Origin of the sequence: Saccharomonospora sp. NB11, assembly GCF_015910535.1 — a bacterium.
In the GTDB taxonomy this organism is placed as follows: domain Bacteria; phylum Actinomycetota; class Actinomycetes; order Mycobacteriales; family Pseudonocardiaceae; genus Saccharomonospora.
Map to the genome: position 1 here is coordinate 19,019 of NZ_JACBJG010000010.1, position 25,775 is coordinate 44,793.

The following is a 25,775-nucleotide window of genomic DNA, read 5'->3' on the forward strand; positions in this document are numbered from 1 at the left end:
TCCACGTTCAGCGTAGGGAGTCACCCAGGGTGATCCGTCGTCGCGGGGAGAGGCACGTGCACGGTGAACACCGCACCCCCGTCGTCGGCGTTCGCCACCGACACGGTGCCGCCGAGTCGGCGGACGGTCTGCCCGACCAGCGCGAGGCCGAGACCACGCCCCGTGCTTCCCCCTCCCGACTTCGTCGACCACCCTCGGCGGAAGATGTGCGCGCCGATCCCGGGGTCGATTCCCGGACCGCTGTCGGCGACCCGAACGACCAGCGTGCCGTCGTCGGCGCGCACCCGCACCCACACCGTGGGGGCACGTTCGGCGGCGGTCTCGACGGCGGCGTCCACGGCGTTGTCGACGAGGTTGCCGAGCACGGTGACCAGGTCGCGCGGATCGATCGTGGAACTCGTGTCGTCGAGCACGGTGTCGTCGGTGATGACCAACTCGACCCCACGCTCGGCCGCCTCGCTCGACTTGCCCAGCAGCAACGCCGCCAGCACCGGCTCGGACACCGCGCTCAACACGCGGTCGGTCAGCTCCTGCGCCGTACGCAACTCGGAGGTCGCGAACGACACCGCCTCCTCGGTGCGGCCCAGTTCGACCAGCGATACCACCGCGTGGAGGCGGTTGGCCGACTCGTGTGCCTGCGCCCGCAACGATTCGGCGAAGCCACGGACGGTGTCGAGCTCGCCGGTCAGGGACTGCAACTCGGTGTGGTCCCGCAACGTCACCACGTTGCCCATCGCCCGGCCCCGTGACCGCACCGGGACCGTGTTGACCAGCAGCACCCGGGTGTCGGTGACGTGGAGTTCGTCGACGACCGCGTCGTCGGCCACCAGGGTGCGGGTGAGCGCGTCGGCGAGGCCCAGCTCCGAGACGGCAGCTCCCCGCACGTCGCCCGGCAGGTCGAGCAGCTCGGCGGCGGCGTCGTTGTACAGGCCCACCCGACCGTCCCGGTCGACGAGGACGAGCCCTTCCCGTACCGAGTGCAGGATGGCCTCGTAGTAGTCGAACATCCGACTGAGGTCGTCCGGGGCCACCCCTCGGGTCTGGGCGCGCAGGCGGCCGCTCACCGCCACGCTGCCGATCGCGCCCACGACGAGCGCGCCCGCCGCCACCCCGAACACCGGCGGCAGGCGTTGCGCCAGTTCGGTCGAGATCGCCTCGACGGTGATGCCCACCGCCACGAGCGCCCCGACCTCGCCGTCGACGTACACCGGCGCCACCGCGCGCACCGACGGCCCGAGCGTGCCCGTGTAGGTCTCGGTCACCAGTCGTCCCCGCAACGCGGGCTCGATGGTGCCGATGAACGGCTCACCGATGCGATCGGGATTCGGGTGCGTGTACCGGGTCCGGTCGGGACTCATGATCGTGATGAAGTCGACCCCGGTGTCGGCACGGACGCGCTCGGCGAAGGGCTGCAGCGTCACGCTGGGGTTCGGTCGCGTCACCGCCGTGCGGATGTCCGGCGAGTCGGCGAGGGTGACCGCCACCGACACGACCTCGTCGGTCGCCTTGTCCTCCACCGTGTTGACGGCGTCGACGTAGGCCAGCGACGTGCCGCCGATCACCAGGACAGCCACGACGCTGAGCTGCAGGACCAGCAGTTGCCTGGCGACACTCCACCTCCGGCCGGGCGGGCCGGGAAGTCGGAAACGGGGCGGACGGCGCACCGGTTCATGAGAACACACGCGCCCGACGCGAGTTCGCGACCGAAATGAACACAACCGTGACAGCCGGGCGCGAGGTTCCCATAGTCGTCACGATTACCCGTCAGTACTTCGAGGAGGCAACGTTGCCTGAACCGTCGCCCACGGCTGCCGAAGCGCCGCGGCGTCGCGACCGGATGCACTACCTGTACTTGGCCGTGATCGCCGCGGTGGTGCTGGGGATCATCGTGGGCTTCGTCGCGCCCGACATGGCGAAGGAACTCAAGCCCCTGGGCACCGGCTTCGTCGACCTGATCAAGATGATGATCAGCCCGATCATCTTCTGCACGATCGTGCTCGGCATCGGCTCGGTCGCCAAGGCCGCCAGTGTCGGCAAGGTCGGTCTGCTCGCCGTCGGCTACTTCATGCTGATGTCCACGTTCGCGCTCGGCATCGGGCTCGTCGTCGGTAACGTGCTGCATCCCGGCGAGGGCATGGAACTCGACCCGGAGGCCGCCGCGGCAGCGCAGGAGAGCGCCGCGAGCGGTGAGGGAACGGTCGACTTCCTCCTCGGCATCATCCCCGAGACGCTGGTCTCGGCGTTCACCGAGGGCTCGGTGCTGCAAACTCTGCTCGTGGCCTTGCTCGCCGGCTTCGCCCTCCAGAAGATGGGCACCGCCGGTCAGCCGATCCTGCGGGGCATCGAGCACATCCAGCGGCTCGTGTTCCGCATCCTGGCGATGATCATGTGGGCCGCTCCGGTCGGCGCGTTCGGCGCGATCGCGGCCGTGGTCGGCGAGACGGGTTGGGACGCGCTGCGCAGCCTGGCCGTCATCATGATCGGCTTCTACATCACGTGTCTGCTGTTCGTGTTCGTCGTGCTCGGCGCCATGCTGTGGTTCGGTGCTCGCGTCAACATCTTCAAGCTGCTCGGCTACCTCGGCCGCGAGTTCCTGCTCATCGTGTCGACGTCGTCGTCGGAGTCGGCGCTGCCGCGCCTGATCGCCAAGATGGAGCACGTCGGCGTCAGCAAGCCCGTCGTCGGCATCACCGTTCCCACGGGCTACTCGTTCAACCTCGACGGCACCGCGATCTACCTGACGATGGCGACGCTGTTCATCGCGACGGCCCAGGGCAGCCCGCTCGGCGTCGGGGAGCAGATCTCCCTGCTGGTCTTCATGATCATCGCGTCGAAGGGTGCCGCCGGGGTCAGCGGTGCCGGTATCGCGACGCTCGCCGGTGGGCTCCAGTCGCACCGCCCGGAACTCGTCGACGGGGTGGGCTTCATCCTCGGTATCGACCGGTTCATGTCCGAGGCCCGCGCGCTGACCAACTTCGCGGGCAACGCCGTGGCGACCGTGCTCATCGGGTCGTGGACGAAGTCGCTCGACCGCGAGCGGCTCTCCCGGGTGCTCTCCGGGCAGGAGCCGTTCGACGAGACCACGCTCCTGGACGACCACGCGTCGGCCGGCAAGGACGCCGCACCGGGCGACGGCCCGGCCGTGTCCGACAAGCAGCACTCCCCCGCCTGAGCACGAGCGCTCGGCGTCAAGCCGCGTCTCGCGGGTGGCCGGTCCGGTCATCCGCGAGACGCGTCACCAGTCCCTGCCGACCACGTCGCATCATGGCCGCGTGGTTGAACCGGAGGACCGGGCGAAGCCACGGCGACAGCACCCGCAGCAACCGACGGCGCACCTCGACCTCCTGGACGATCTCCACCCGGGTGCCGAGCCCGTCCGGACCCACCTCGGCGCGCAGCGACCCGCTCAGATCGCCGTCGATCGCGACGGCCAGCCGCCCGGTGCGGGAGTCCTGTTCGGTCCGTCTCAACACCAGCGCCAGTGTGAACGGCAGGACGGCCCGCGCCCGGAGTTCGGCCGTGTCCGCGTCGCATTGCCGGACCGACCGCACGTCCCGCCACCAACGGGGATAGTCGGCCAGGTCGGCCAACACCGCGAACACCGTCGGCGCGTCGGCGCGCAACCACCACCGCGTGCGGAACCGGTACCACGTCGTCGACATGGTTCCGGGTTCCCCACGCGGTCGCGGCTCAGACGTTCAGCAACGGGGCGAGGAACTGCCCCGTGTAGCTGCCCTCCGTCGCGGCGACGTCCTCGGGCGTGCCCTCGGCGACGACCGTGCCACCGCCCGAACCACCTTCCGGGCCGAGGTCGACGACCCAGTCGGACGTCTTGATGACGTCGAGGTTGTGCTCGATCACGATCACGGTGTTGCCCTTGTCGACCAACCCGTTGATCACGCCGAGCAGCTTGCGGATGTCCTCGAAGTGCAGTCCCGTGGTCGGCTCGTCGAGGATGTAGACCGTCCGGCCCGTCGACCGCTTCTGCAGTTCGCTGGCCAGCTTCACCCGCTGCGCCTCACCGCCGGAGAGGGTCGGCGCGGGCTGACCGAGCCGGACGTACCCCAACCCGACGTCGACCAGCGTCCGCAGGTGGCGGTGGATCGCCTTGATCGGCTCGAAGAACTCGGCGGCCTCCTCGATCGGCATGTCGAGGACCTCGGCCACGGTCTTGCCCTTGTAATGCACCTCCAGCGTCTCGCGGTTGTACCGCGCGCCCTTGCACACCTCGCAGGGCACGTAGACGTCCGGCAGGAAGTTCATCTCGATCTTGATGGTGCCGTCGCCCGCGCACGCCTCACACCGGCCGCCCTTGACGTTGAACGAGAACCGGCCGGGCTGGTAGCCGCGGACCTTCGCCTCGGTGGTGGCGGCGAACAGCTTGCGGATGTGGTCCCACACCCCCGTGTAGGTCGCCGGGTTCGACCGGGGCGTCCGGCCGATCGGGGACTGGTCGACACGCACCAGCTTGTCGACGTGGTCGAGCCCCTTGACCCGCTTGTGGCGGCCCGGCACCTGCCTGGCGTTGTTGAGCTTGTTCGCGAGCACCGTCGCCAGGATGTCGTTGACGAGGGTGGACTTGCCCGACCCGGACACCCCGGTGACCGAGACGAGACACCCGAGCGGGAACGACACGTCGATGTTGCGCAGGTTGTTCTCGCGCGCGCCCACCACCGTGAGCTGCCGCTTCGGGTCGACCTTCCGGCGTTCCTCCGGGACGTCGATCGTGCGCCGTCCGGAGAGGTAGTCGCCCGTGAGCGACTTCTTGTTCCGCAGCAACTTCTCGTAGGTGCCGCTGTGCACGATGAGACCGCCGTGCTCGCCCGCGCCGGGACCGATGTCGACGACCCAGTCACTCGCCCTGATGGTGTCCTCGTCGTGCTCGACGACGATCAGTGTGTTGCCGAGGTCTCGCAGACGGGTGAGCGTCTCGATGAGCCGGTGATTGTCACGCTGGTGCAAGCCGATCGACGGCTCGTCGAGGACGTACAGCACGCCCACGAGACCCGACCCGATCTGCGTCGCCAACCGGATGCGCTGCGCCTCACCGCCGGAGAGCGTGCCCGCCGCGCGGTCGAGCGAGAGGTAGTCGAGGCCGACGTCGAGCAGGAAGTGCAGCCGGGCCTGGATCTCCTTGAGCACGGCACCGGCGATCATCGCCTCACGCGGGCCGAGCCGGAGACCGTCGAGGAACTCCGACGCCTCCGCCACGGACAGGGCGCACACCTCGGCGATCGACCGTTCGCCGTACTCCTCGTGTTCGAGGGTGACGGCAAGAATCTCGGGCTTCAGCCGCGTCCCCTGACACGTCGGACACGGCACCTCGCGCATGTAGCCCTCATAGCGCTCGCGCGCCCACTCGGACTCCGTCTGTTCGTGGCGCCGCTCCAGGAACGGGATGACGCCCTCGAAGCTGGCGTAGTAGGACCGCTGGCGGCCGTAGCGGTTGCGGTAACGCACGTGCACCTGCTCGTCGACACCGTGCAGCACCGCCTTCTGGACCTTCGCGGGCAGCTTGCGCCACGGCGTGTCCATGCGGAAGCCGAGCGCGGTGGACAACGATTCGAGCAGGCGCTGGAAGTACTCGGCGCTCTGTCCGCCCGACCACGGCGCGATGGCGCCTTCTGCGAGCGAGAGCTCGTCGTCGGGCACCACCATCTCGGGGTCGACCTCCTTGCGGACGCCGATCCCGGTGCAGTCGGGGCACGCGCCGTAGGGCGCGTTGAACGAGAAGGACCGCGGTTCGAGGTCCTCGATCGTGAGCGGATGCCCGTTGGGGCAGGCGAGGTTCTCCGAGAAGCCGCGCGTGCGGTGCGGGTCGCCCTCGGGCAGGTCGACGAATTCGAGCTCGACGAGCCCGTCGGCCAGGCGCAACGCGGTCTCGACGGAGTCGGTGAGCCGCTGCTTGGCGCTGGCCTTGACGCTCAACCGGTCGACGACCACGCCGATGTCGTGCTTCTCCTGCTTCTTCAACTTCGGCGGGTCCGACAACGGGTGGACGGTGCCGTCGACCCGGACACGTGCGAAGCCCTGCTGCTGCAGGTTCGCGAAGAGATCGACGTACTCGCCCTTGCGACCACGCACGACCGGCGCGACGACCTGGAACCGCGTGCCGGGTTCCATGTCGAGCACCTGGTCGACGATCTGCTGCGGCGTCTGCTTGCTGATCGGCTCACCGCACCGAGGACAGTGCGGCTTGCCCGCCCGCGCGTACAGCAGCCGCAGATAGTCGTAGACCTCCGTGATGGTGCCGACCGTGGAGCGCGGGTTGCGCGAGGTGGACTTCTGGTCGATGGACACCGCGGGAGAGAGACCCTCGATGAAGTCCACGTCGGGTTTGTCCATCTGTCCCAGGAACTGCCGCGCGTACGCCGACAGCGACTCCACGTAGCGCCGCTGTCCCTCCGCGAAGACGGTGTCGAACGCGAGACTCGACTTGCCCGACCCCGACAACCCCGTGAACACGATGAGGCTGTCCCGGGGCAGATCGAGGTCGACGCCACGCAGGTTGTGTTCACGGGCGCCACGGACTACGAGGCGATCAGCCACCCGAGATCCCTTCGAGAATGATGTGTGGAAGGCCGAACAGACGTCGGCCGCCCCATGCTAGGTCGCACCCCCGACAGAAACGGACGACGCGTCGCGGGGGCCCTCCTGGGACGACCCCGCGGTCGGTGTGACGTCCGCAACACTGCGGTGACGTCGCCGCGTGAGCAGCCGGTGCGCCGGCCGTTCGACGAGGACGGTGAGCAGCCAGGCCGCGACCACGGCGGCCCCGACCACTATCGACAAGCGTAACCACCACGGCGAGACTCCGGCCTCGCTCAGCGCTCGCGCCAGGACGTAGCCGAGCTGTTGGTGAACCAGATAGAGGCTGTAGCTGATCCCGGCGAGCCACGTCACCGGCCTGCGCAGCAGCCGCAACCCCGGCACGTCCCAGTCCGGTCCCCGTGCGGCAGCGCACATGCCGACGAGCATGACGACGAACCCGAGCACGACCAGCGGCACGGGGGTTCCGCTGCGGAAGATCTGGATGACGACGGCGGTGCCGAGCAACAGGACGAGCTGCGTGGTCGGCAATCGACGCTGCTGCCACAGCCAGATCGCGACACCCGCAGCGAACAGGTACGCCCGGAACATCCCGGTCGCGGCGGGCGCCGTCTCGACGAGGAGCCCCAGCACGGGCGACACCACGGAGACGACCATGGCCGCCCACAGCATGACGACGGCGCTGATGCGGTGATGCAGCTTGTAGCGCCAGATCAGGGCCGCGACGGCGAAGGTGATCACCTGCACGGGAAGGGTCCAGTACGAGCCGTCGATGCGATGCCACGGATCGGGGTTCCACTCGTGCAGCAGCGTCAGGTGCAACAGCAGATCCGCCAGGTCCGGCACGTGCCAGGCGGGCAGGGCGTCCGGTCCCCGATCGGCCGGCATGATCGGCTCGCCGAACAGCACACCCAGCACGCCGTCCTGGTGCGTTCCTCCGTTGAACCGCACGACGACCAGCCGGGTCACCGTGTACACGACCACCACGGCCACCAAGTAGGCGGGCAGGAGTCTCGCGAGTCGCGCGCGGAACCATCGGCCGGCGCTGCCCCGGCGGATGGTCGGGCCGATGAAGTATCCGGAGAGCACCAACAGCGTGACCGTGCCGAACCGGATGTTCAGCTCCAGCGGGTACGCCTCGATGCCCGGAACCTGTCTGGCCACTCCGGTGACGTGCCCCAGCACGACGAAGACGATGGCGACGACGCGAATCAGGTCCCAGTTGAAGCGTCGCGACGAACGCGACGTCGGCTGCGAACCTCCGGTGACGGTCACGAGGAACCCCCCAGCGAGTGCGCGGTCAACCGACCGTAGCGGCGAACGGTCGACCAGCGGCCGTCGGGGGTGGCCGACGCATTGACTACCGTAAGACCGTGAACGTCACCGAGGACTACACCGGACACGTCGAACCCGGTGCCGCCGCGCGGCGGGTGCTCGACGCGCTGACCATCACGAAGGTGTCGGTCGGCCCCATGGACAACAACGCCTACCTGCTGGTGTGCCGCGCCACCAGCGAGGCTCTGCTCATCGACGCCGCCAACGACTACGAGCGGCTGTCGGACCTCATCGGGCACGGTCCCGACCGCCCGTCGCTGCGCACGATCGTCACCACGCACCAGCACAAGGACCACTGGCAGGCGTTGGGTGCGCTGGCCGGCGCCTACGGAACGGACACGGCGGTGCACCCGCTGGACGCCGACCCGCTGCCCGTACCGCCGGACATCCTGCTGGAGCACGGCGACACGATCTCCGTTGGCGACGTCTCGCTGGAGGTCATCCACCTGCGCGGCCACACGCCGGGTTCGATCGCGCTGCTCTACCGCGACCCGAAGGGGCGTCCGCACCTGTTCACCGGCGACTCGCTCTTCCCGGGCGGTGTCGGCAAGACCACGTCGCCGGAGAACTTCACCTCGCTCATCGACGACGTGGAGCAGCGGATCTTCGCCGAGCTTCCCGACGAGACGTGGTTCTACCCCGGCCACGGCGACGACTCGACGCTGGGAGCCGAGCGCGGCAAGCTCGCGGAATGGCGCGAGCGCGGCTGGTGACGGACGCCGTCGACGTCACGGAAGCGATCGTCGTGGCACCACGTCCACGAGACCGCCCGTTGACGACCGGCTCTACTCGAAACCGGGGACGCCCGCCACGGCGCCTCGGTCCTCAGTCGATTTCGCCGCGCTCGGCGAGCATGGCGAGGACCCGGCGTCCGGCGGGCGGGCACCGTTGCGCGTCGGACGCCGCGAGCCACGCCAGTTCGGCGATCTCGCGGCCCGGCCGCAACTCGCCCTCGTACCGCGCGGTGTAGGCCGTCATGTGCACCCGACGCCCGTCGGTGTAGCCGTCGGCGAGTTCGTCGAGCTCGGCGAACCGAGCGACGCTGCGCGGGTCGACGTTCACCGTCAACTCCTCCCGGATCTCCCGACAGAGACACTCGACGTCGCTCTCACCGTGCTCCCGCTTGCCGCCGGGAAGGTAGAACTTCTCCTTGCCCTTCGTGCGCACGGTCAACAACCGGCGGTCCCGAACGAGCACCCACGACACGCTGTCGATCACTCCGCTCACAGCTTCGACGCTAGTCGGAGGCCGACAGGGTGAATTCGACCGGGAGTGACGCCGCTGGACAGAGCAGTGGCCTCCGCGAACCGTGAGCGAGTCGCTACAATCTGTGTTCGATGTTGTGCGGTGTGTGTCGGTTTCGGTGAATTCAGGTGTGAGCAGCGCGCTGAAAGCGCACGAACCCGCACATCCGGGTTACTCTAGGCGGCATGACGACCATCGCTCTCAAGAACGTTCTCGCCAAGGCGGGGCTCAAGACCGACCCCACCGAGTTCTTGGCGCTGGTCGAGGACGCAGCCAAGCGCCTGACCCCGCCGAGCCCGAATCCGGCCCACTATTTCTCCCCCGAACAGCGGGAAGCACTGCAGGACGTCGGGCTCGACCTCGCGCCCGCGAGCGAGGACGACCGCGATGCCCGCGCACGGGCCGTGGCCGCCCACGCGGTGCTGGCCGACTCCGCGCTCACGGTGGCGGAAGCGGCGACGCTGCTCGGGGTCGACGACAGCCGCATTCGGCACCGGCTGAAGGAAGGCCGACTCACCGGCTGGAAGGCCCAGGGTGGCTGGCGCCTGCCCGCGTGGCAGTTCACCCCGAGCGGCGTGCTGCCCGGGCTGGACGTCGTGCTGCGCGCGGTGCCCGAGGACCAGCCCGCGCTGGTCGTGGCCGCGTTCATGAGCACTCCCCAGACCGACCTGGTGATCAACGGAAGACCGGCCACGCCGAGACAGTGGTTGTTGGCGGGCGGCGACCCCGAGTACGTGGCCGAGCTGGCCGCCGTTCTCGGCACGCCCGTCTGAACCCCGGATCCCGGATCGGTTAGTCACGGTTCATGGCAAGACTGCCCCGGCCGCCGTCGCGGGCCGTACTGGTCAACGCGCTCCGCCCTGCCGAAGACATCGTCGCCGTTCACCCGAACACCCGGCTCGTGCGGATCTACACCGCCCACGGGCGGCATCCGCAGCAGTGGGACACGTTCCGCTACACCGGCCCGTTGCCCCACGGTCGATTCGACCCGCAGCAGCCGCGGTACGGCGAGATGGTCACCGACCCCCACAACGGCGTGCTGTACTTCGGCCTGTCGGTGCGCACGAGCGTGGCCGAGGTCTACCAGACGACCTCCACCGTCGACCGCAAGACGCGGGGACCGCACCTCGTGGTGGTCCGCCCCGCCCGCACGTTGCGACTCCTCGACCTCTGTGGGCTCTGGCCCACGCGAGTCGGCGCGTCCCAGGAGATCTCCAGCGGGCCGAAGAAGATCACTCAGGCGTGGGCGAGGGCGATCCGCTCGGCCTACCGCGACCTCGACGGCGTCTGGTACCGCTCGTCGATGGACGCGGGAGAGCCCGCGGTGTGTCTGTGGGACCCGCCCGCGGGTGGGGCGCTGCCCTCCGTTCCCGACGTCCTGTTGCCCCTCGACCACCCGGGACTGGACGTGCCGTTGTCCCGGGTGTGCGAGGAGCTGAACTACGTGCTGGTCAACTGACCGGCAGGTGTCGCTGCCACCACTCCAGCACGGCCTCGAACCGCTGGAGCCGGTGACGCGGTCGGCCCGAGCGCGTCAGTTCGTGTCCCTCGCCGGGGAACACGAGCATCTCCGTCTCGCACCCTGACTTCTTGAGCGCGACGAACATGCGCTGAGCCTGTTCGAGAGGACAACGCCAGTCCTGCTCGGAGTGCACGACCGCGAACGGGATCGTGATCCGGTCGGCGTAGGTGAGCGGGCTGCGTCGACGCTGCTCGTCGACATCGTCGCCCACGTAGGCGCCGGTGAAGTACCAGCCGATGTCCGAACTGCCGGTGAACGAGTCCCACGCGTTGACGGCACGTTCGCTCCAGGCGGCACGGAACCGGTGACCGTGGTGGGCGGCGAGCCATCCGGTCATGAAGCCGCCGTAGGAGCCGCCCATCACGCCGACGCGATCGGCATCCGCGTCCGGGCGCGTCGACACGGCGTCGAGCAGGGCCAGCACGTCGTCGGCATCCACCGTGCCGAGCGCGCCGACGACCGCCCGCGCGTGCGACTCGCCGTACCCGGCGGAGCCACGCGGGTTCGGGAGGACGACCAGGTACCCCGCCGAGGCGTACACCTGGGCCTCGTCGAAGAGGCTCCACTCGTACTGGGCGAACGGACCGCCGTGCACCACGAGCAGCACGGGATGGGGACCGTCGCCCTCGGGCTTCACGACCCAGCCGTGCACGGGGTAGCCGTCGGGCGCGGTGGCCGTGACCTCCTCCATCGGCCTGATCCCGGCCTCCCGCAGCGACGCGGAGAAGTCCGTGAGAACGCGAGCGGAGCCACCTTCGAGGAGCACGATCTCTCCCGTGTCCTCCGGTCCGGCTTGCACCAGGGCGATGCGGTCGCCGTCGACGGTGAACGACCGGACGGCGGCTCGCTCTCCCGCCAGGAGCGGCAGGTCGTCCAAGGCGGCCTCGGTGGCGTCCTTGGCGACGCTGCGCAGCTCGACGGCACCGCGATGCCGAACGGCCACCAGCACGTCGTCGTCTCGGACGGCGGGCGGCCCGGCCGAGGCCTCACAGCCCACGGTCTCCGCGTCGGTGAGTCGGCGCGGGGCCGTCCGGTCGCTCAGGGAGGTCACCCAGAGTCCGGTGTTGCGCGCCACGGGGTCGAAGCCGTCGAAAGCAGTGCTGTAGAAGTACACCGCGCCGTCGGAGGTCACGACCGGCGAGGACACGGAGCCCGCGCTCCGCACGAGCAGTTCCGGACCGTCGCCACCGTCGACCCTGACGAGGTAGAGGTCGTCGTGCAGCGACTCCTCGGCGTCCCAGTCGCGAGGCGCGACCACGACGACACCGGTGGAGTCCGGGGTCCATGCCAGGTCGCCGACGCTCACCGTGGCGTCGGTCAGCGGCGAGAGGTCGTCCGCGCCGAGGGTGTCGCCGGTCTCGGTGTCGACGACGAAGAGCCGGTACGGCCGATCACGAAGGAATCCCTCGCCGTCGAGGCGGTAGTCGAAGCGCGTGATCCGGCGCGGCGCCTCGGCCTCGGGTTTCGGCGCGTCCTTGCCGTCGGCGGCCGTGCCGTAGCGGCCCGGTTCGGGGACGCGAGCGGTGAAGGCGATGCGGCGCGAGTCCGGCGCCCACACCGGTGTCCCGGCTCCCAACGGGAGATCGGTGAGCCGGCGCGACTCGCCGCCCGCCGCGGGCATGACGTGCAGTTGTGGCGCGTCGGTACCGGTGGCGCGCAGGAAGGCCACCCACCGGCCGTCCGGGGAGATCGCAGGAGCGGTGTCCCGCTCTCCGTGGGTCCAGGGTGCGGGACCGTCGGGCCCGATCCGGACGAGAGAACTGCGGTAGACGTCGGTGTCCGTGTCGGGGCGAGCCACCGCCGTGAGCAGCAGCTCGCCCCGCATCGTCGGACGACCGGGAACGGCCATGCGGTCGAGATCTGTGGGACGCATGATCCGGACTCTAACCGAAATTCTTTAGCCGAGGTAACGGTTTAGCCGTCCCGCGAAGGCTCCCGGGTCTCCTCATCCGGCGTGTCCACATCGAGCTTCAGCTTGCTCGTCACGGTCGGGTCGCGCTTGACCTTCCACAGGCTCGCGACGGTCGTCACGACCAGCACCGTGACGATCACGCCGAGCGAGGTCCAGTTGTCGATGTCCAGCCACTCGGGCGCGACGTGGTAGCCGTGCAGAGCGTGCAGCACCAGCTTCACGCCGATGAAGCCGAGAATCACCGACAACCCGTAGGACAGGTACACCAGCTTGGTCACCAGACCGCCGACCAGGAAGTAGAGCTGGCGCAGCCCCATGAGCGCGAACGCGTTGGCCGTGAACACCAGGTACGGGTCCTGGGTGATGCCGAAGATCGCCGGGATCGAGTCGACGGCGAACAGCAGGTCGGCGCTCCCGATCGCGACGATGACCACGAACATCGGTGTGAGATACCGCTTGCCGCCCTGCTTGACGGACATCTTGTGGCCGACGTAGTCGGGCGTGACCGGGAAGAGCTTGCGCACCAACCGGGTCAGCGCGTTCTCGTTGTACTCCTCGTCGTCGTCCTTCTCCCGCACCATGTTGATCGCGGTGAAGATGAGGAATCCGCCGAAGACGAAGAAGATCCACACGAACTTCGCGATCAGAGCAGCTCCGAGCGCGATGAACCCCGCCCGCATGGCCAACGCCAGCAGGATGCCGATCAGCAACACGCGGTGCTGATGGATGGACGGCACCCGGAACGACGCGATGATCACCATGAAGATGAACAGGTTGTCGACCGAGAGCGAGTACTCGGTGATGTAGCCGGTGAAGAACTCGACGCCGGGATCGTGGCCTGCGATGACCCACACCCCGACCCCGAACAGGACGGCGCAGGAGACGTAGAAGACCACCCAGCGAGCGGCCTCACCGGTGGTGACCTTGTGCGGTTTGCGGTCGACGATGATCAAATCGAGCGCGACCAGGAGGAGGAGTGCCCCCACCGTCGCAAGCCATACCCACACGGGCACGTTCATATGAGCCAACCTCCGGTCAGCGCGTAGCGGCCAGTACCGGAGGTCTCTCCCACCGACGCGGACGTCGGCCGACGGCGCCGGGTGTCAGCGAGGACAGCCGTGTTGACGACGCCGCCGCGAAGGAATACTCCCCTCCACGAACGCCCACCATCATCTCGACTGTGACGCAGGATGACCAGTGGTGGTCGGCAGAGTCACCGCTGCGACACACGTAAGATCGGTCACATGACCCGAGCACGGTGTGCCGCCGCCCCGCCTCCGACCGTGACCCGCCGCAAATCGCCCGGAAACGCCCAATAGTGTGGCAACCGTGCCCCGAACTATGAAGTTGCGCGGCAAGCGCGCGCGCCTGCTCGGACTCGCGGCCGTGGCCGCCGTCCTCGCCACGGTCGCGCTGGTGTGGGTCGACGACGACGAACGTCCCACGCACACCACCCACGAGGCCGTCATCGACGTGGCCGCCGCTCCGGGCTCCGCCGAGCGCGTCCAGTTGGACACCACGATGTACGTGCCGGCCACCACGCCCGCACCGGCCGTGTTGCTGCCGCACGGGTTCGGCGGTGACAAGAACAGCGTGACGCGTGAGGCCGAGGAGCTGGTCGAACGCGGGTTCGTCGTGCTCACCTACTCGGCCCGAGGATTCGGCCGCAGCACGGGCGAGATCGCGCTCAACGACCCCGACTACGAGGTCGCCGACGCCTCGCAGCTCGTGGACTACCTGGCCGACCGCCCCGAGGTGCAGCTCGATCAGGACGGCGATCCGCGCGTCGGTGTCACCGGTGCCTCGTACGGGGGCGCGCTGGCGCTGCTGCTCGCGGGCACCGACGATCGCGTCGACGTCATCGCACCCGTGATGACCTACAACGATCTCGCACAGGCGCTGCTGCCCAACGCCGCGAGCGCGGAGGACGTCGACGACGACACTCCCGCGCCGGGTGCCTTCGCCGAGAACGGGGTCTTCAAGCAGGCGTGGGCCGGGACTCTGTTCGCCGCCGGGCTGGGCCCGGCTCGCCCCGGCGCTCCCGGCGCCGAGGCACTGGAGCCGGGCGACGAGCCGGAGAACAACGACACCACCGGAGCCGTCCCCGGGTCCGGTGCGAGCGTGCCCGCTCCGGGGCAGAGCCGTCCTTCGCTCGACGCCGCGGCGAACGCGTGCGGGCGGTTCACCGAGCAGGTGTGCGCCGCCTACACCGACGTGGCCACCGACGGAATCGCCGAGGACGACACCCTTGCGCTGCTGCGTCGGGTCTCGCCCGCGTCGGTCACCGACCGGATCACCGTTCCGACGCTGCTGGTGCAGGGCACGGCCGACACGCTGTTCGGGCTCGACCAGGCCGACGAGAACGCCCGCCAGATCACCGAGGCGGGCGGTGAGGTCTCCGTCGTCTGGTACACGGGAGGCCACGACGGCGGAGTGCCGGGCCCGAAACTGCGCACCACCATCGCCGACTTCCTCGACCACCACCTGACCGGCAACGGCGACGACGTCGACTCTCGATTCAGCTACGACGTGCAGGGCGCGCTGCGCACCAACGGCACGCCCTCCGTCCGCACCGTCGAGGCCGGCGCCTACCCCGGTGTGGCCGCCGAACCGACCGACCGGCGTCGCATCGCGTTGAACGGCGTCGAGCAGGTCGCGCAGCGACCGCCCGGTGCGACCCCCTCGGCCGTCAGCGGCATTCCCGGCATCAACTCCGCGGTGGCGAACTCGTCACGGCTGTCGGGGTTGTTCACCATCGACCCGCCCGGTCAGGCGGCCACCTTCACCTCGGAACCGGTCGACTCACAGGTGCTGATCACCGGTGCCCCCACCGTCACGCTGAACGTCGCCGCGGCGAACGACGCGAGTAGCGGCGAGGACGCCGTGCTCTTCGTCAAGCTCTACGACGTCAACCCCGACGGCAGCCGGACGTTGCCCGGCAGCGCGGTCGCACCGGTCCGGGTCCCGTCCCTGCCCGACGACGGGTCGGCGGCGGAGGTCACGGTCACGCTGCCGGGAATCGTGCGACCCGTCGAAGCCGGTCACAGCCTGCAGCTCGTGGTGAGCACGACCGACCAGGCCTACGCGACGCCGACCGAACCGGCGGCATACCGGATCTCGCTGGCCGGTGACTCCGCCGTGTCGGTGCCGCTCGTCCCCGGCACCACGATGACGTCCGGCTGGCCCACCAGCCAGCTTCTGGGCATCGGAGGCGTGTTGGTCGCCGTGGGTGTCGTGGCGGTCGTCGCCGCGGTGCGGCGCAGGCGGTCGCACCACGTGGACCCGGAACTCGCCGACACACCCCTGGTCATTCGCAACCTGACGAAGTCGTACCCCGGCGGGTTGACCGCCGTGAAGGACCTGTCGTTCCGGGTGGAGCGCGGTCAGGTCCTGGGCCTGCTCGGCCCCAACGGAGCGGGGAAGACCACCACGCTGCGCATGTTGATGGGCCTGATCCAGCCGACCGACGGTGAGATCACCGTCTTCGGTCGGACGATCTCGCCGGGGGCGCCCGTGCTGTCCCGCATCGGCTCCTTCGTGGAGGGCTCGGGCTTCCTGCCTCATTTGTCCGGAGTCGAGAACCTCAAGCTCTACTGGGCCGCCACCGGTCGCCCCGCCGACCAGGCCCACTTCGACGAGGCGCTGGAGATCGCCGGTCTCGGTTCCGCCGTGCACCGTCGAGTCCGCACCTACAGCCAGGGCATGCGTCAGCGACTCGCCATCGCCCAGGCCATGCTCGGTCTGCCGGACCTGCTCGTCCTCGACGAACCCACCAACGGGCTCGACCCGCCGCAGATCCACCAGATGCGGGAGGTGCTGCGTCGCTACGCGGCCACCGGGCGCACCGTCCTCGTGTCGAGCCACCTGCTCGCCGAGGTCGAACAGACCTGCACACACGTGGTCGTCATGCATCGCGGCTCCGTCGTCGCCGCTGGGGAGGTCGGGGACATCGCCTCCGCAGGAGGGGAAGCCACCTTCCGCGTGGACGCCCCGGACACCGCAGCGAAGGTGCTGCGCGACACCGACGGCGTGGTGGGCGCGGAGGTCGAGGACGGTGTCGTCCACGCCGACCTCGGTGACGTGCCCCGATCGGCCGCCGTGGCCGCGCTGGTGCGCGCCGGTGTGGCCGTCGAGCAGGCGGGCCCGCGTCGCCGGTTGGAGGACGCGTTCCTCCAACTGGTCGGAGAAGGGGAGCAGGAACGATGAGCAAGGCCGACAAGCCCGAGACCCTCGCCTCCGCCGGCGTGCACACCGATCCGGCCGCGCTGGAAGAACTCAGCGCGGCCGGAGCCCCGAGCACCGAGGTCGGTCGCGATGGCGGCGTGGTCGGGTATCGGCCGGGTCGGACGCTGCGGCTCGGCGTGGAGCTCCGACGTCAGTTGCGTCGGCGCCGCACGCAACTGGTGCTGGCCCTCGTGGCGTTGTTGCCGATCATCCTGGTGATCGCGTTCGAGATCGGGGACGCCAACCCGAATCGCAGGTCCGGCGCGTTCATCGACCTGGCGACCGCCAGCGCGCCGAACTTCGTCGTGGTGGCGATGCTCGTCTCGGGCTCGTTCCTGCTGCCGATGATCGTCGCGCTGTACTTCGGTGACACGGTCGCCAGCGAGGCGTCGTGGTCGAGCATGAAATACCTGCTGGCCATTCCCGTGCCACGGCACCGGTTGCTGCGGCAGAAAGCCGTCGCCTCGGCGCTGCTGTCGGCGTTCACGCTGACGCTGCTGCCGTTGGTCGCTCTCGTGGTCGGGGTGGTGTGGTACGGCGCAGGCAGCGCGATCAGCCCGACGGGCGACTCCGTGTCGTTCGGCGCGAGCCTCGTCGCGATCACGCTGGGCACGGTCTACGTGATCATCCAACTGTCCTGGGTGGCCGCACTCGGCCTGCTGCTGAGCGTGTCCACCGACACCCCGCTGGGAGCGGTCGGCGGGACGGTGCTGGTGTCGATCCTGTCGCAGATCCTCGACCAGATCACCGCGCTCGGCGACCTCCGAGAGTTCCTGCCCACGCACTTCGCCTTCGCGTGGATGGAGCTGATCGCCACCGACGTCGACTGGACGAACATGGCGAGCGGTGTGCTCTCCGCCGTGGTGTACGCGGCGGTGTTCGGCATGCTCGCTGCGCGCCGATTCGCCACGAAGGACATTACGAGCTGACTTGCCGTGGTGCCTGCGTGATCGCCGACCGCAGGCACCCCGCCGGTCACCGTGCGACGAGCGTGCGACTCCCCTGTCGGCACGGATGGCAGGGAGGGCGGGGGCGCGTGACAATGGCAGAACGCGTCCATTTCCGCCCCACTAGTCCCGCACGTACCTTTCGAGGGGTTCGCATGGCTCGACCGGTTCACTTCGAGATCCACGCCACCGACCCGGAGCGCGCGATCACCTTCTACACGACGGTGTTCGACTGGATGTTCGAGCGGTCGGGTACGGAACCCTACTGGCTGATCACCACCGGTGAGGGCTCGGCCCTCGACGGCGGGCTCGCCCTCCGCGAAGGCCCCATGCCCGACCACGAGGCGAGCGTCAACGCCTTCCCCCTGACCATGGAGGTGGCCAACCTCGACCTCGTGACCCGCGAGGTCGAGCAGGCCGGCGGCGTGGTCGTCGTCGAGAAGCGGGCGATCACCGACGTCGGGTGGATCACCTACTGTCGCGACCCCGAGGGCAACCTGTTCGGCATGCTCCAGCCGGACCCGACCGCGGAGTGAGCGAGCCGGGTCCGACCGTCACTACACTCGCTCCGCTCACTGCACTCCAGCGGCGTCCATTCCGCGCAGTTCTTTCTTCAGTTCCGCGACCTCGTCGCGCAGTCGCGCCGCCAGCTCGAACTGCAGATCGCGGGCGGCCTGCATCATCTGGTCGGTGAGCTGCTGGATGAGGTCGGCGAGTTCCGCACGCGGCATGTTCGAGACCTCACGGTCCACGAGGACCCCCGAACTGCGCACCCGGTCGCCCTGTTCCGGCTTCTTGCCGCGCGAGGCGTTGCGGCCCGAGCCGCCCACCTCGATCGCCTCCTCGGAGTCCTCCGCCTCCGTGTAGACGCGGTCGAGGATGTCGGCGATCTTCTTGCGCAACGGCTGCGGGTCGATGCCGTGTTCCTCGTTGTACGCGATCTGCTTGGCGCGCCGTCGGTTGGTCTCGTCGATGGCGTACTGCATCGAGTCGGTCACCGTGTCCGCGTACATGTGGACCTGCCCGGACACGTTCCGCGCGGCACGACCGATCGTCTGGATCAGCGAGGTGCCACTGCGCAGGAAGCCCTCCTTGTCGGCGTCGAGGATCGCCACGAGTGACACCTCGGGCAGGTCGAGCCCTTCCCGCAGGAGGTTGATGCCGACGAGGACGTCGAAGTCGCCCGACCGCAACTGTCGGAGCAACTCCACCCGGCGCAGCGTGTCGACCTCGGAGTGCAGGTAGCGCACCCGGATGCCGAGTTCGAGCAGATAGTCGGTGAGGTCCTCGGCCATCTTCTTGGTCAGCGTGGTGACCAAGACCCGCTCGTCCTTCTCGGCACGCACGCGGATCTCGTGCACCAGGTCGTCGATCTGCCCCTCGGTGGGTTTGACGATCACCTCGGGGTCGACGAGTCCGGTCGGCCGAATGACCTGCTCGACGAACTCCCCGCCCGTCTGCCCCATCTCGTAGGGCCCCGGCGTGGCGGACAGGTACACGGTCTGTCCGATCCGGTCGGAGAATTCCTCCCAGGTCAAGGGCCGGTTGTCCAGCGCGCTGGGCAGCCGGAACCCGTGCTCGACCAACGTCCGCTTCCGGGAGGCGTCGCCCTCGTACATGCCGCCGATCTGCGGCACCGTGACGTGGGACTCGTCGATGACCAGCAGGAAATCCTCGGGGAAGTAGTCGAGCAGCGTGGCCGGCGCCGAGCCCGGCGGGCGTCCGTCGACGTGGCGCGAGTAGTTCTCGATGCCCGAGCAGAACCCGACCTGACGCATCATCTCGATGTCATAGGTGGTGCGCATCCGAAGCCGCTGGGCCTCCAGCAACTTGCCCTGCTTCTCCAGCTTCGCGAGCTGTTCCTCCAGCTCGGCCTCGATGCCGCGGATGGCCTTCTCCATCCGCTCCGGACCCGCGACGTAGTGGGTCGCGGGGAAGATGCGCACCTCGTCGACCTCCCTGACGATGTCGCCGGTCAACGGGTGCAGGTAATACAGCCGGTCGATCTCGTCGCCGAAGAACTCGACGCGGACCGCCAGCTCCTCGTAGGCGGGGATGATCTCCACCGTGTCCCCGCGCACCCGGAAGGTGCCGCGCGCGAACGCCAGGTCGTTGCGCGTGTACTGCACGTCCACCAACGCGCGCAGGAACGTGTCGCGGTCGACCTCCTCGCCCACGGCGAGCCTGCTGGAACGGTCGAGGTAGGACTGCGGGGTACCGAGGCCGTAGATGCACGACACACTCGACACCACGATGACGTCCCGGCGGGACAACAGGTTCATGGTGGCGGAGTGCCGCAACCGTTCGACGTCGTCGTTGATCGACGAGTCCTTCTCGATGTAGGTGTCGGTCTGCGGAACGTACGCCTCGGGCTGGTAGTAGTCGTAGTAGCTGACGAAGTACTCCACCGCGTTGTTCGGGAAGAACCCACGCAGTTCGTTCGCCAGTTGCGCCGCGAGCGTCTTGTTGGGCGCCATCACCAATGTCGGTCGCTGCACGCGCTCGATCAGCCAGGCCGTGGTCGCGGACTTGCCCGTGCCGGTGGCGCCGAGCAGGACGACGTCCTTCTCCCCTGCCTTCAGCCTGCGTTCCAGCTCGTCGATCGCCTGGGGCTGGTCACCGGCAGGCTCGTAGTCGCTGACCACCTTGAACCGACCGTCCGACCGAGGGATGTCGGAGACAGGCCGAAACTCCGAGTGGGCGAGTACAGGGTGTTCGGTCGCGAAAGCCACGTCATCCAGGGTAGACACCCCGACCGACATTTCTGCCCGAGCGAACGCGCTCAGCTCGCGACGCGGAGGATGTCGAGTTCGCGGCGTCGCAGTCCGTCGGCGGCGAGTGACAGGCAACGCACACACGGCATACCGCGGATCGACGGCAGCCATTCGGACTCGCCGCGCCGCAACACCGCGCCGCAGAACGCCTCCAGCCAGTCGGGTACACCGTCGACGTCGGGAACCGGAACGACGTGACACACCCGTCGGGACTCCCCGACGACGCCTCGCCGTAACCGAGCGAGCACGACGGCGACACCCGGTTCACGCATCGCGGACCCCATGCGACAGAGTGTAATGCTGGTCACGCGGGCACTCTTCGTGTCGAGCGACCAAAAGTCGAGCCGGCGGACTGGTCCGTCGGACTGAAAAGTCACCTCACCGCGCGAGGAGTCGCGGCGTCTCTACTGTCTCGTCAGCACAGCGCCGCCGAGTCGGTCGCAGAGTTTGAGCGCCAACTCGACGTCGAGCCGCCGCGTTGCGAGCGGGACCGCGAGCAGCTCCTCCGCCTTCCGGACGCGGTACTGCACCGAGTTCTTGTGCAGGCCCAACAGCCCCGCCGCGGCGGTGTAGCTGCTGCCCGTCTCCAGGAACACCCGCAACGTCGTACGGAGTCGGTGCGCCGTTGGCTCGTCGGAGGCCAGCCGCCCCAGGACGTACTCCACCCAGGTCCGGGCCGACGGCAGGTCGGAGGTCATGAGCGCAACCGCTCCGACGTCCGAGAACGCCAGCACCCGCGCGCTGTCCTTTCCCGCCGCCAACGCGAGTGCCTGCACCCGCACGGCCTGCCGGTGTGTGGTGCGGAAACCCTCGACCCCGTGCGCCGGGTCGCCGAGCGCGACCCGCACCTCGGAATCCAACTCCGACACCTGCCGCTCCACCTCGGCGACGTCGAGCGTGGAGAGCGGAAGCCACACCCACGCGGTCAGCTCGTCGTGCGGCACGAACAGCGGATCACCGGACGTGGCCGCTCGCCCCACGCGATGCGCGAGAACCTCCAGCTCGGCCAACGGGTCCTTCGGCTCGGGGTGCTCGGGATACCACGCGACGAGGCCGACGTGGTCGCCCCGCAGGCGGTAGCCCAGCGCCGCCTCGCTCGCGCCGATCTCGGTGACGTCCCCGTCGAGCACGGCGCGCACTCGCGTGGCTCGAACGGCACTGCGGTTGAGCAGCCAGCGTCCGCGCTCCTCCTCGTAGACGGCCATCACCTGGCGGGTCACCCCGTCGATGAACCGGAAGGTGGTGCTGACGGCGTGACGCAGCGAGTGACCGAGTTGCTTCGCTTCGGGAATGCGGGCGGTGCCCTCCGCGAGCGCCGTCTCCAGCACCGCCGCCTGACCGAGGTAGTAGGCCCGCACGAGGTCGCTCACCGGTGTTCCCCGCTGGGCGAGGCGTCGCGCGTACTCGACTGCGGCTGCAGGAGCCTGGACGCGATCCGGGTCGAGGCCGCGTTGGAACATCCGCAACGCGGTGTCGATGTTGGCGAAGACGCTGGCCGACAACAGGGTCACCATGGCCTCGTCGTCGTGCACGAGATGAGGCACTTCCCGTTCGTACAGCGCGAGGAGAGTTCCGGTCAGTTCCTCCACCCGATCGGCCAGCGCGGTCGCGACCTCCGCGAGCCACATGCGGGCGTCGACCTGCTGTTGCACGCCCACACTCTAGACGTGACGTGGCTCGCGTCCGGGAGGATGGTCCAGTATGTGCGGGTATGGGCGCTCATCCGCCGAAGTGTGAACGGTTCGACCTCTCCCGCAACGTCAACGTCGATCCGAAGGGGATCGACAGGGCCGTGGACGAGTTCCGACTCACGGACCACGGCCTCTATCTGGCGCGCCCCACGCCCGGACGACCGCAGTTCCATTACCTGGAGTCCTGGATCCTGCCCTCGGTCGGACTGCGGGTGACCGACTTCTGGTTCAACCCCGGGCACGAGCGGGATCAGGACTTCTACGTGGACGTGGTGTCGGTCGAGGCGGGACAGGACATGTGGGTCACCACCGACCTCTACCTCGATCTCGCGGTCCGCACGAACCGGTCTGTGACCGTGCTGGACACCGACGAACTGCTGGAGGCGACGACGGTCGGCCTGCTGTCGCGGGACGACGCCCGGGACGCGCTGGAACGCACCTACCGCACGGTCGACGCGCTGGCCGTGCACGACTACGACCTGCCCCGTTGGCTCGCGAGCATCGGACTGCCGACGACGTGGCGCAGGCACCCGCCGACCGGCTGAGCGCGAAGCCCGCCACCCGTGACAGCTCGCCGCTGGGTGCGCCCACCGGCCGACTCCCGGCTTTGGTCTCAGTCCGCCGACTCGACCGTCCATCCCGTTCGGGCCGCCCAGTCCTCCGCCCGCGCGAACGCCGCATTGACCCAGGGCTGCTTGTCCTCGGCGTAGCCCGCGACGGTTCCGGCGTCGGCGTGCTTGGCCGCCAGCTTCCGCTTCACCTCGGCGTACTGCGTCGCCTCGGCCGGATTCGCGCGCATCCAGTCCCGGAACAGCAGCGCCCGACGCCACGCCGGACTGCCCTCGACCCGCACGTGCAGGTTGATCGGGCGTGCGGGGTCGGCACCCTCGTACAACTGCTTCGTCCACCGTTGCTCGTCGCCGATCGGGTCGTCCGACCACTGCTGGTCGTTCCTGCGGACGAACCCGGCTCCGGACAACGGCTCGACGAGTGCGTCGGCATCGTCGTGGGTCGCGACCACGAGCTGGATGTCGAGGATGTCCTTCGCAGGCAGTCCCGGAATCGCCGTCGAACCGATGTGGTCGACGCGCAACGCCCTTTGCCCGGCTGTCGCCCGGATTCGTGCTCGGACTCGATCCGCCTGCGTCGGCCAGGTGTCGTCGGCTGGGGACAGCACCGGCGAGGCGGGGGGACGGCGCCGCTGTAGTCGGATGTTCTCCTCGTAGGGCACCAGCCGTTCCCGCCACAGTCGATCCACCTGCGCGAGCACCGCGTCCCGGTCACCACTGTTGTCCAACCACACGTCGGCGACCGCTCGCCGTTCCTTGGTGGTGGCCTGCGCCGCCATGCGAGCCCGCGCGTCGGCTTCGGCCATGCCTCGCGACTCGGTGAGCCGCCGCACCCGCACGTCCTCGTCGGCGTCCACCACGATCACGAGGTGATAGGCCGCGGCAAGGTTGTTCTCCACCAGCAGCGGCACGTCATGCACGACGATCGCGTCCTCGGCGGCCTTGGCGAACAACTCGCCCGTGCGGGCGGCGATGCGCGGGTGCAGGATCGCGTTGAGCCGACGCCGGGACTCGTCGTCGGCGAACGCCTTGGCCGCGAGCGCGCCGCGGTTCAGCGTTCCGTCCTGGGCCAGGACGTCCCCACCGAACGCCGCCACCACCTCGGCGAGTCCCCCGGTTCCGGGCTCCACGACCTCGCGCGCGATCGCGTCGGCGTCGACGATCACGGCGCCGTGTTCCGCCAGCCGAGACGCCACCGTCGACTTCCCCGATCCGATCCCGCCGGTCAATCCCACACGCAGCATGGGCACTATTCAAGCATTCCGTGCTCGGTCGGTCGCACGGCACGGACCCCGAACACGACTGTGGCCCCGGTCCACCACGGGACCGGGGCCACAGTGCTACGACCGTTCAGGCGTTACTCACGCACCGCCGGACAGCTTCTCGCGCAGAGCCGCGAGCTGCTCGTCGCTGGCCAGCGTGCCGCCCGAGCGCTCCTGGTCGGACTGCGAGGAGCCGTAGCTGGTCTCGCCACCGCCGACAGCGCCCTCGGCGACCGCAGCCGCGTTGGCCTGCTGCGCCTCGGCCACCTGACGCATGTGCTTCTCGTAGCGAGCGTGAGCCTCGGCGTACTGCCGCTCCCACTCCTCACGCTGCTTCTCGTAGCCTTCCTGCCACTCCTGCGTGTCGGGGTCGAAGCCCTCGGGGTAGATGTAGTTGCCCTGCTCGTCGTACTCCGCCGCCATGCCGTACTGCGTCGGGTCGAACTCGGCGTCCGGGGTGAAGCCCTCGTTCGCCTGCTTCAGCGACAGCGAGATGCGACGACGCTCCAGGTCGATGTCGATGACCTTGACCATGACCTCGCCGCCGACCTGCACGACCTGCTCGGGGATCTCGACGTGGCGCTCGGCCAGCTCCGAGATGTGCACCAGGCCCTCGATGCCCTCCTCGACGCGGACGAACGCACCGAACGGGACGAGCTTGGTGACCTTGCCCGGCACGATCTGGCCGATGGCGTGGGTGCGGGCGAACTGACGCCACGGGTCTTCCTGGGTGGCCTTCAGCGACAGGGACACGCGCTCGCGGTCCATGTCGACGTCCAGCACCTCGACCGTGACCTCCTGGCCGACCTCGACGACCTCGCTCGGGTGGTCGATGTGCTTCCAGGACAGCTCCGACACGTGCACCAGACCGTCGACACCGCCGAGGTCCACGAACGCACCGAAGTTGACGATGGAGGAGACGACACCCTTGCGGACCTGGCCCTTGGCGAGCGCGTTGAGGAACTCGCTGCGAACCTCCGACTGGGTCTGCTCCAGGTAGGCGCGGCGGGACAGCACCACGTTGTTGCGGTTCTTGTCCAGCTCGATGATCTTGGCCTCGAGCTCGCGGCCGACATACGGCTGGAGGTCGCGCACCCGGCGCATCTCGACGAGCGAGGCGGGCAGGAAGCCGCGCAGACCGATGTCCAGGATCAGGCCGCCCTTGACGACCTCGATGACCGTGCCGCGAACCGGCTCGTCCTTCTCCTTGAGCTCCTCGATGGTGCCCCAGGCGCGCTCGTACTGCGCACGCTTCTTGGAGAGGATGAGACGACCTTCCTTGTCCTCCTTCTGAAGGACAAGGGCTTCCACCGCGTCACCGACGGCGACAACCTCGGCCGGGTCGACATCGTGCTTGATGGAGAGTTCGCGGGACGGGATGACACCCTCGGTCTTGTAACCGATGTCGAGCAGGACTTCGTCGCGATCGACCTTGACGATGGTGCCTTCCACGATGTCGCCATCGTTGAAGTATTTGATTGTCTTGTCGATAGCAGCGAGGAAGTCTTCCTCCGTCCCGATGTCGTTGACGGCGACCTGCTTCGCCTGGGCGTTCGGGGCGGTGGTGGTGTCGATGGTCATTAGGTGGGTTGCTCCGGTTAGCGGCTTGGTCTCGTGGGATGTGCAGTTTGCGTGCGCGGCGTGGGAACGATGCAGTCCCAGCGTTCGGAGAGAACGGCCGCGACCTCATCGATGGTGCGCGAACCCGAGATCCCAGCAGATGCTCACTGGGCCGAAGGCAGCGC

The 25,775-nt window shown here is 68.9% G+C and carries 20 protein-coding genes; 8 read left to right on the plus strand and 12 right to left on the minus strand.

The features are described from left to right. Positions 1–20: 20 nt before the first annotated feature. Positions 21–1,664 carry a sensor histidine kinase gene (locus JAV51_RS15705; RefSeq protein ID WP_197321485.1) on the minus strand — a complete coding sequence of 548 codons (1,644 nt, stop codon included), beginning with the start codon at positions 1,662–1,664 and terminating at the stop codon, positions 21–23. 173 nt (positions 1,665–1,837) lie between these two features. Here JAV51_RS15705 and JAV51_RS15710 point away from each other — a divergent pair, with 173 nt between their 5' ends. Beyond that, the gene (locus tag JAV51_RS15710) at positions 1,838–3,172 is read left to right on the plus strand and encodes a cation:dicarboxylate symporter family transporter (protein WP_197321588.1); all 1,335 of its coding nucleotides are present in this window, start codon (positions 1,838–1,840) and stop codon (positions 3,170–3,172) included. A gap of 16 nt (positions 3,173–3,188) precedes the next feature. On the opposite strand, the gene JAV51_RS15715 is transcribed toward JAV51_RS15710, so the two are convergent. From JAV51_RS15715 to JAV51_RS15725, 3 genes are read right to left on the minus strand one after another with little or no spacing between them, the layout of a single operon-like run. After that, positions 3,189–3,662, minus strand: coding sequence for an SRPBCC family protein (locus JAV51_RS15715; protein ID WP_197321486.1), 474 nt, complete (start codon positions 3,660–3,662; stop codon positions 3,189–3,191). Positions 3,663–3,690: 28 nt separating this feature from the next. Then, positions 3,691–6,549: an excinuclease ABC subunit UvrA gene (gene uvrA, locus JAV51_RS15720; protein WP_197321487.1), complete on the minus strand. Its 2,859-nt coding sequence runs from the start codon at positions 6,547–6,549 to the stop codon at positions 3,691–3,693. Positions 6,550–6,606: 57 nt separating this feature from the next. Then, positions 6,607–7,824 (minus strand): acyltransferase, encoded by a 1,218-nt coding sequence (locus tag JAV51_RS15725; RefSeq protein WP_197321488.1) that lies wholly within the window; start codon positions 7,822–7,824, stop codon positions 6,607–6,609. Positions 7,825–7,922: 98 nt separating this feature from the next. Here JAV51_RS15725 and JAV51_RS15730 point away from each other — a divergent pair, with 98 nt between their 5' ends. Continuing rightward, positions 7,923–8,597 carry an MBL fold metallo-hydrolase gene (locus JAV51_RS15730; protein WP_197321489.1) on the plus strand — a complete coding sequence of 225 codons (675 nt, stop codon included), beginning with the start codon at positions 7,923–7,925 and terminating at the stop codon, positions 8,595–8,597. 112 nt (positions 8,598–8,709) lie between these two features. Here the strand turns inward: JAV51_RS15730 and JAV51_RS15735 are convergent, their stop codons facing one another. Further along, the gene (locus JAV51_RS15735) at positions 8,710–9,111 is read right to left on the minus strand and encodes an NUDIX domain-containing protein (RefSeq protein WP_197321490.1); all 402 of its coding nucleotides are present in this window, start codon (positions 9,109–9,111) and stop codon (positions 8,710–8,712) included. A gap of 203 nt (positions 9,112–9,314) precedes the next feature. Here JAV51_RS15735 and JAV51_RS15740 point away from each other — a divergent pair, with 203 nt between their 5' ends. After that, the gene (locus tag JAV51_RS15740; protein ID WP_197321491.1) at positions 9,315–9,902 is read left to right on the plus strand and encodes a helix-turn-helix domain-containing protein; all 588 of its coding nucleotides are present in this window, start codon (positions 9,315–9,317) and stop codon (positions 9,900–9,902) included. Between the two features lie 32 nt (positions 9,903–9,934). Beyond that, positions 9,935–10,588, plus strand: a complete 654-nt coding sequence (locus tag JAV51_RS15745; protein WP_197321492.1) for an RES family NAD+ phosphorylase — start codon at positions 9,935–9,937, stop codon at positions 10,586–10,588. Here JAV51_RS15745 and JAV51_RS15750 read toward each other — a convergent pair. Further along, the gene (locus tag JAV51_RS15750; protein ID WP_197321493.1) at positions 10,581–12,524 is read right to left on the minus strand and encodes a S9 family peptidase; all 1,944 of its coding nucleotides are present in this window, start codon (positions 12,522–12,524) and stop codon (positions 10,581–10,583) included. The genes JAV51_RS15745 and JAV51_RS15750 overlap by 8 nt on opposite strands. 41 nt (positions 12,525–12,565) lie before the next feature. After that, positions 12,566–13,582, minus strand: a complete 1,017-nt coding sequence (locus JAV51_RS15755; protein WP_197321494.1) for a TerC family protein — start codon at positions 13,580–13,582, stop codon at positions 12,566–12,568. Between the two features lie 322 nt (positions 13,583–13,904). On the opposite strand from JAV51_RS15755, the gene JAV51_RS15760 reads away from it, so the two are divergent. The 3 genes from JAV51_RS15760 (at position 13,905) to JAV51_RS15770 (ending at position 18,270) form a co-directional block, all read left to right on the plus strand. Next, complete coding sequence (locus JAV51_RS15760; RefSeq protein WP_197321589.1) at positions 13,905–16,769, plus strand: alpha/beta fold hydrolase; 2,865 nt, start codon at positions 13,905–13,907, stop codon at positions 16,767–16,769. Beyond that, on the plus strand, positions 16,766–17,716 hold the full coding sequence (locus tag JAV51_RS15765; RefSeq protein ID WP_197321495.1) for an ABC transporter permease: 951 nt from the start codon (positions 16,766–16,768) through the stop codon (positions 17,714–17,716). Before JAV51_RS15760 ends, JAV51_RS15765 begins: the two co-directional genes overlap by 4 nt. Positions 17,717–17,889: 173 nt before the next feature. Then, on the plus strand, positions 17,890–18,270 hold the full coding sequence (locus JAV51_RS15770) for a VOC family protein (protein WP_197321496.1): 381 nt from the start codon (positions 17,890–17,892) through the stop codon (positions 18,268–18,270). Positions 18,271–18,306: 36 nt separating this feature from the next. On the opposite strand, the gene uvrB is transcribed toward JAV51_RS15770, so the two are convergent. From uvrB to JAV51_RS15785, 3 genes are all read right to left on the minus strand, one after another. Further along, the gene (gene uvrB, locus JAV51_RS15775; protein WP_307845902.1) at positions 18,307–20,466 is read right to left on the minus strand and encodes an excinuclease ABC subunit UvrB; all 2,160 of its coding nucleotides are present in this window, start codon (positions 20,464–20,466) and stop codon (positions 18,307–18,309) included. A gap of 50 nt (positions 20,467–20,516) precedes the next feature. After that, positions 20,517–20,792, minus strand: a complete 276-nt coding sequence (locus JAV51_RS15780) for a hypothetical protein (protein ID WP_197321497.1) — start codon at positions 20,790–20,792, stop codon at positions 20,517–20,519. A gap of 120 nt (positions 20,793–20,912) precedes the next feature. After that, positions 20,913–22,160, minus strand: coding sequence for a helix-turn-helix domain-containing protein (locus JAV51_RS15785; RefSeq protein ID WP_307845903.1), 1,248 nt, complete (start codon positions 22,158–22,160; stop codon positions 20,913–20,915). A gap of 59 nt (positions 22,161–22,219) precedes the next feature. On the opposite strand from JAV51_RS15785, the gene JAV51_RS15790 reads away from it, so the two are divergent. Further along, on the plus strand, positions 22,220–22,744 hold the full coding sequence (locus JAV51_RS15790; RefSeq protein WP_197321498.1) for a DUF402 domain-containing protein: 525 nt from the start codon (positions 22,220–22,222) through the stop codon (positions 22,742–22,744). Positions 22,745–22,812: 68 nt separating this feature from the next. Here the strand turns inward: JAV51_RS15790 and coaE are convergent, their stop codons facing one another. Beyond that, on the minus strand, positions 22,813–24,012 hold the full coding sequence (coaE, locus tag JAV51_RS15795) for a dephospho-CoA kinase (RefSeq protein ID WP_197321499.1): 1,200 nt from the start codon (positions 24,010–24,012) through the stop codon (positions 22,813–22,815). Between the two features lie 117 nt (positions 24,013–24,129). Beyond that, positions 24,130–25,611: a 30S ribosomal protein S1 gene (rpsA, locus tag JAV51_RS15800; RefSeq protein ID WP_197321500.1), complete on the minus strand. Its 1,482-nt coding sequence runs from the start codon at positions 25,609–25,611 to the stop codon at positions 24,130–24,132. Positions 25,612–25,775: the final 164 nt, after the last annotated feature.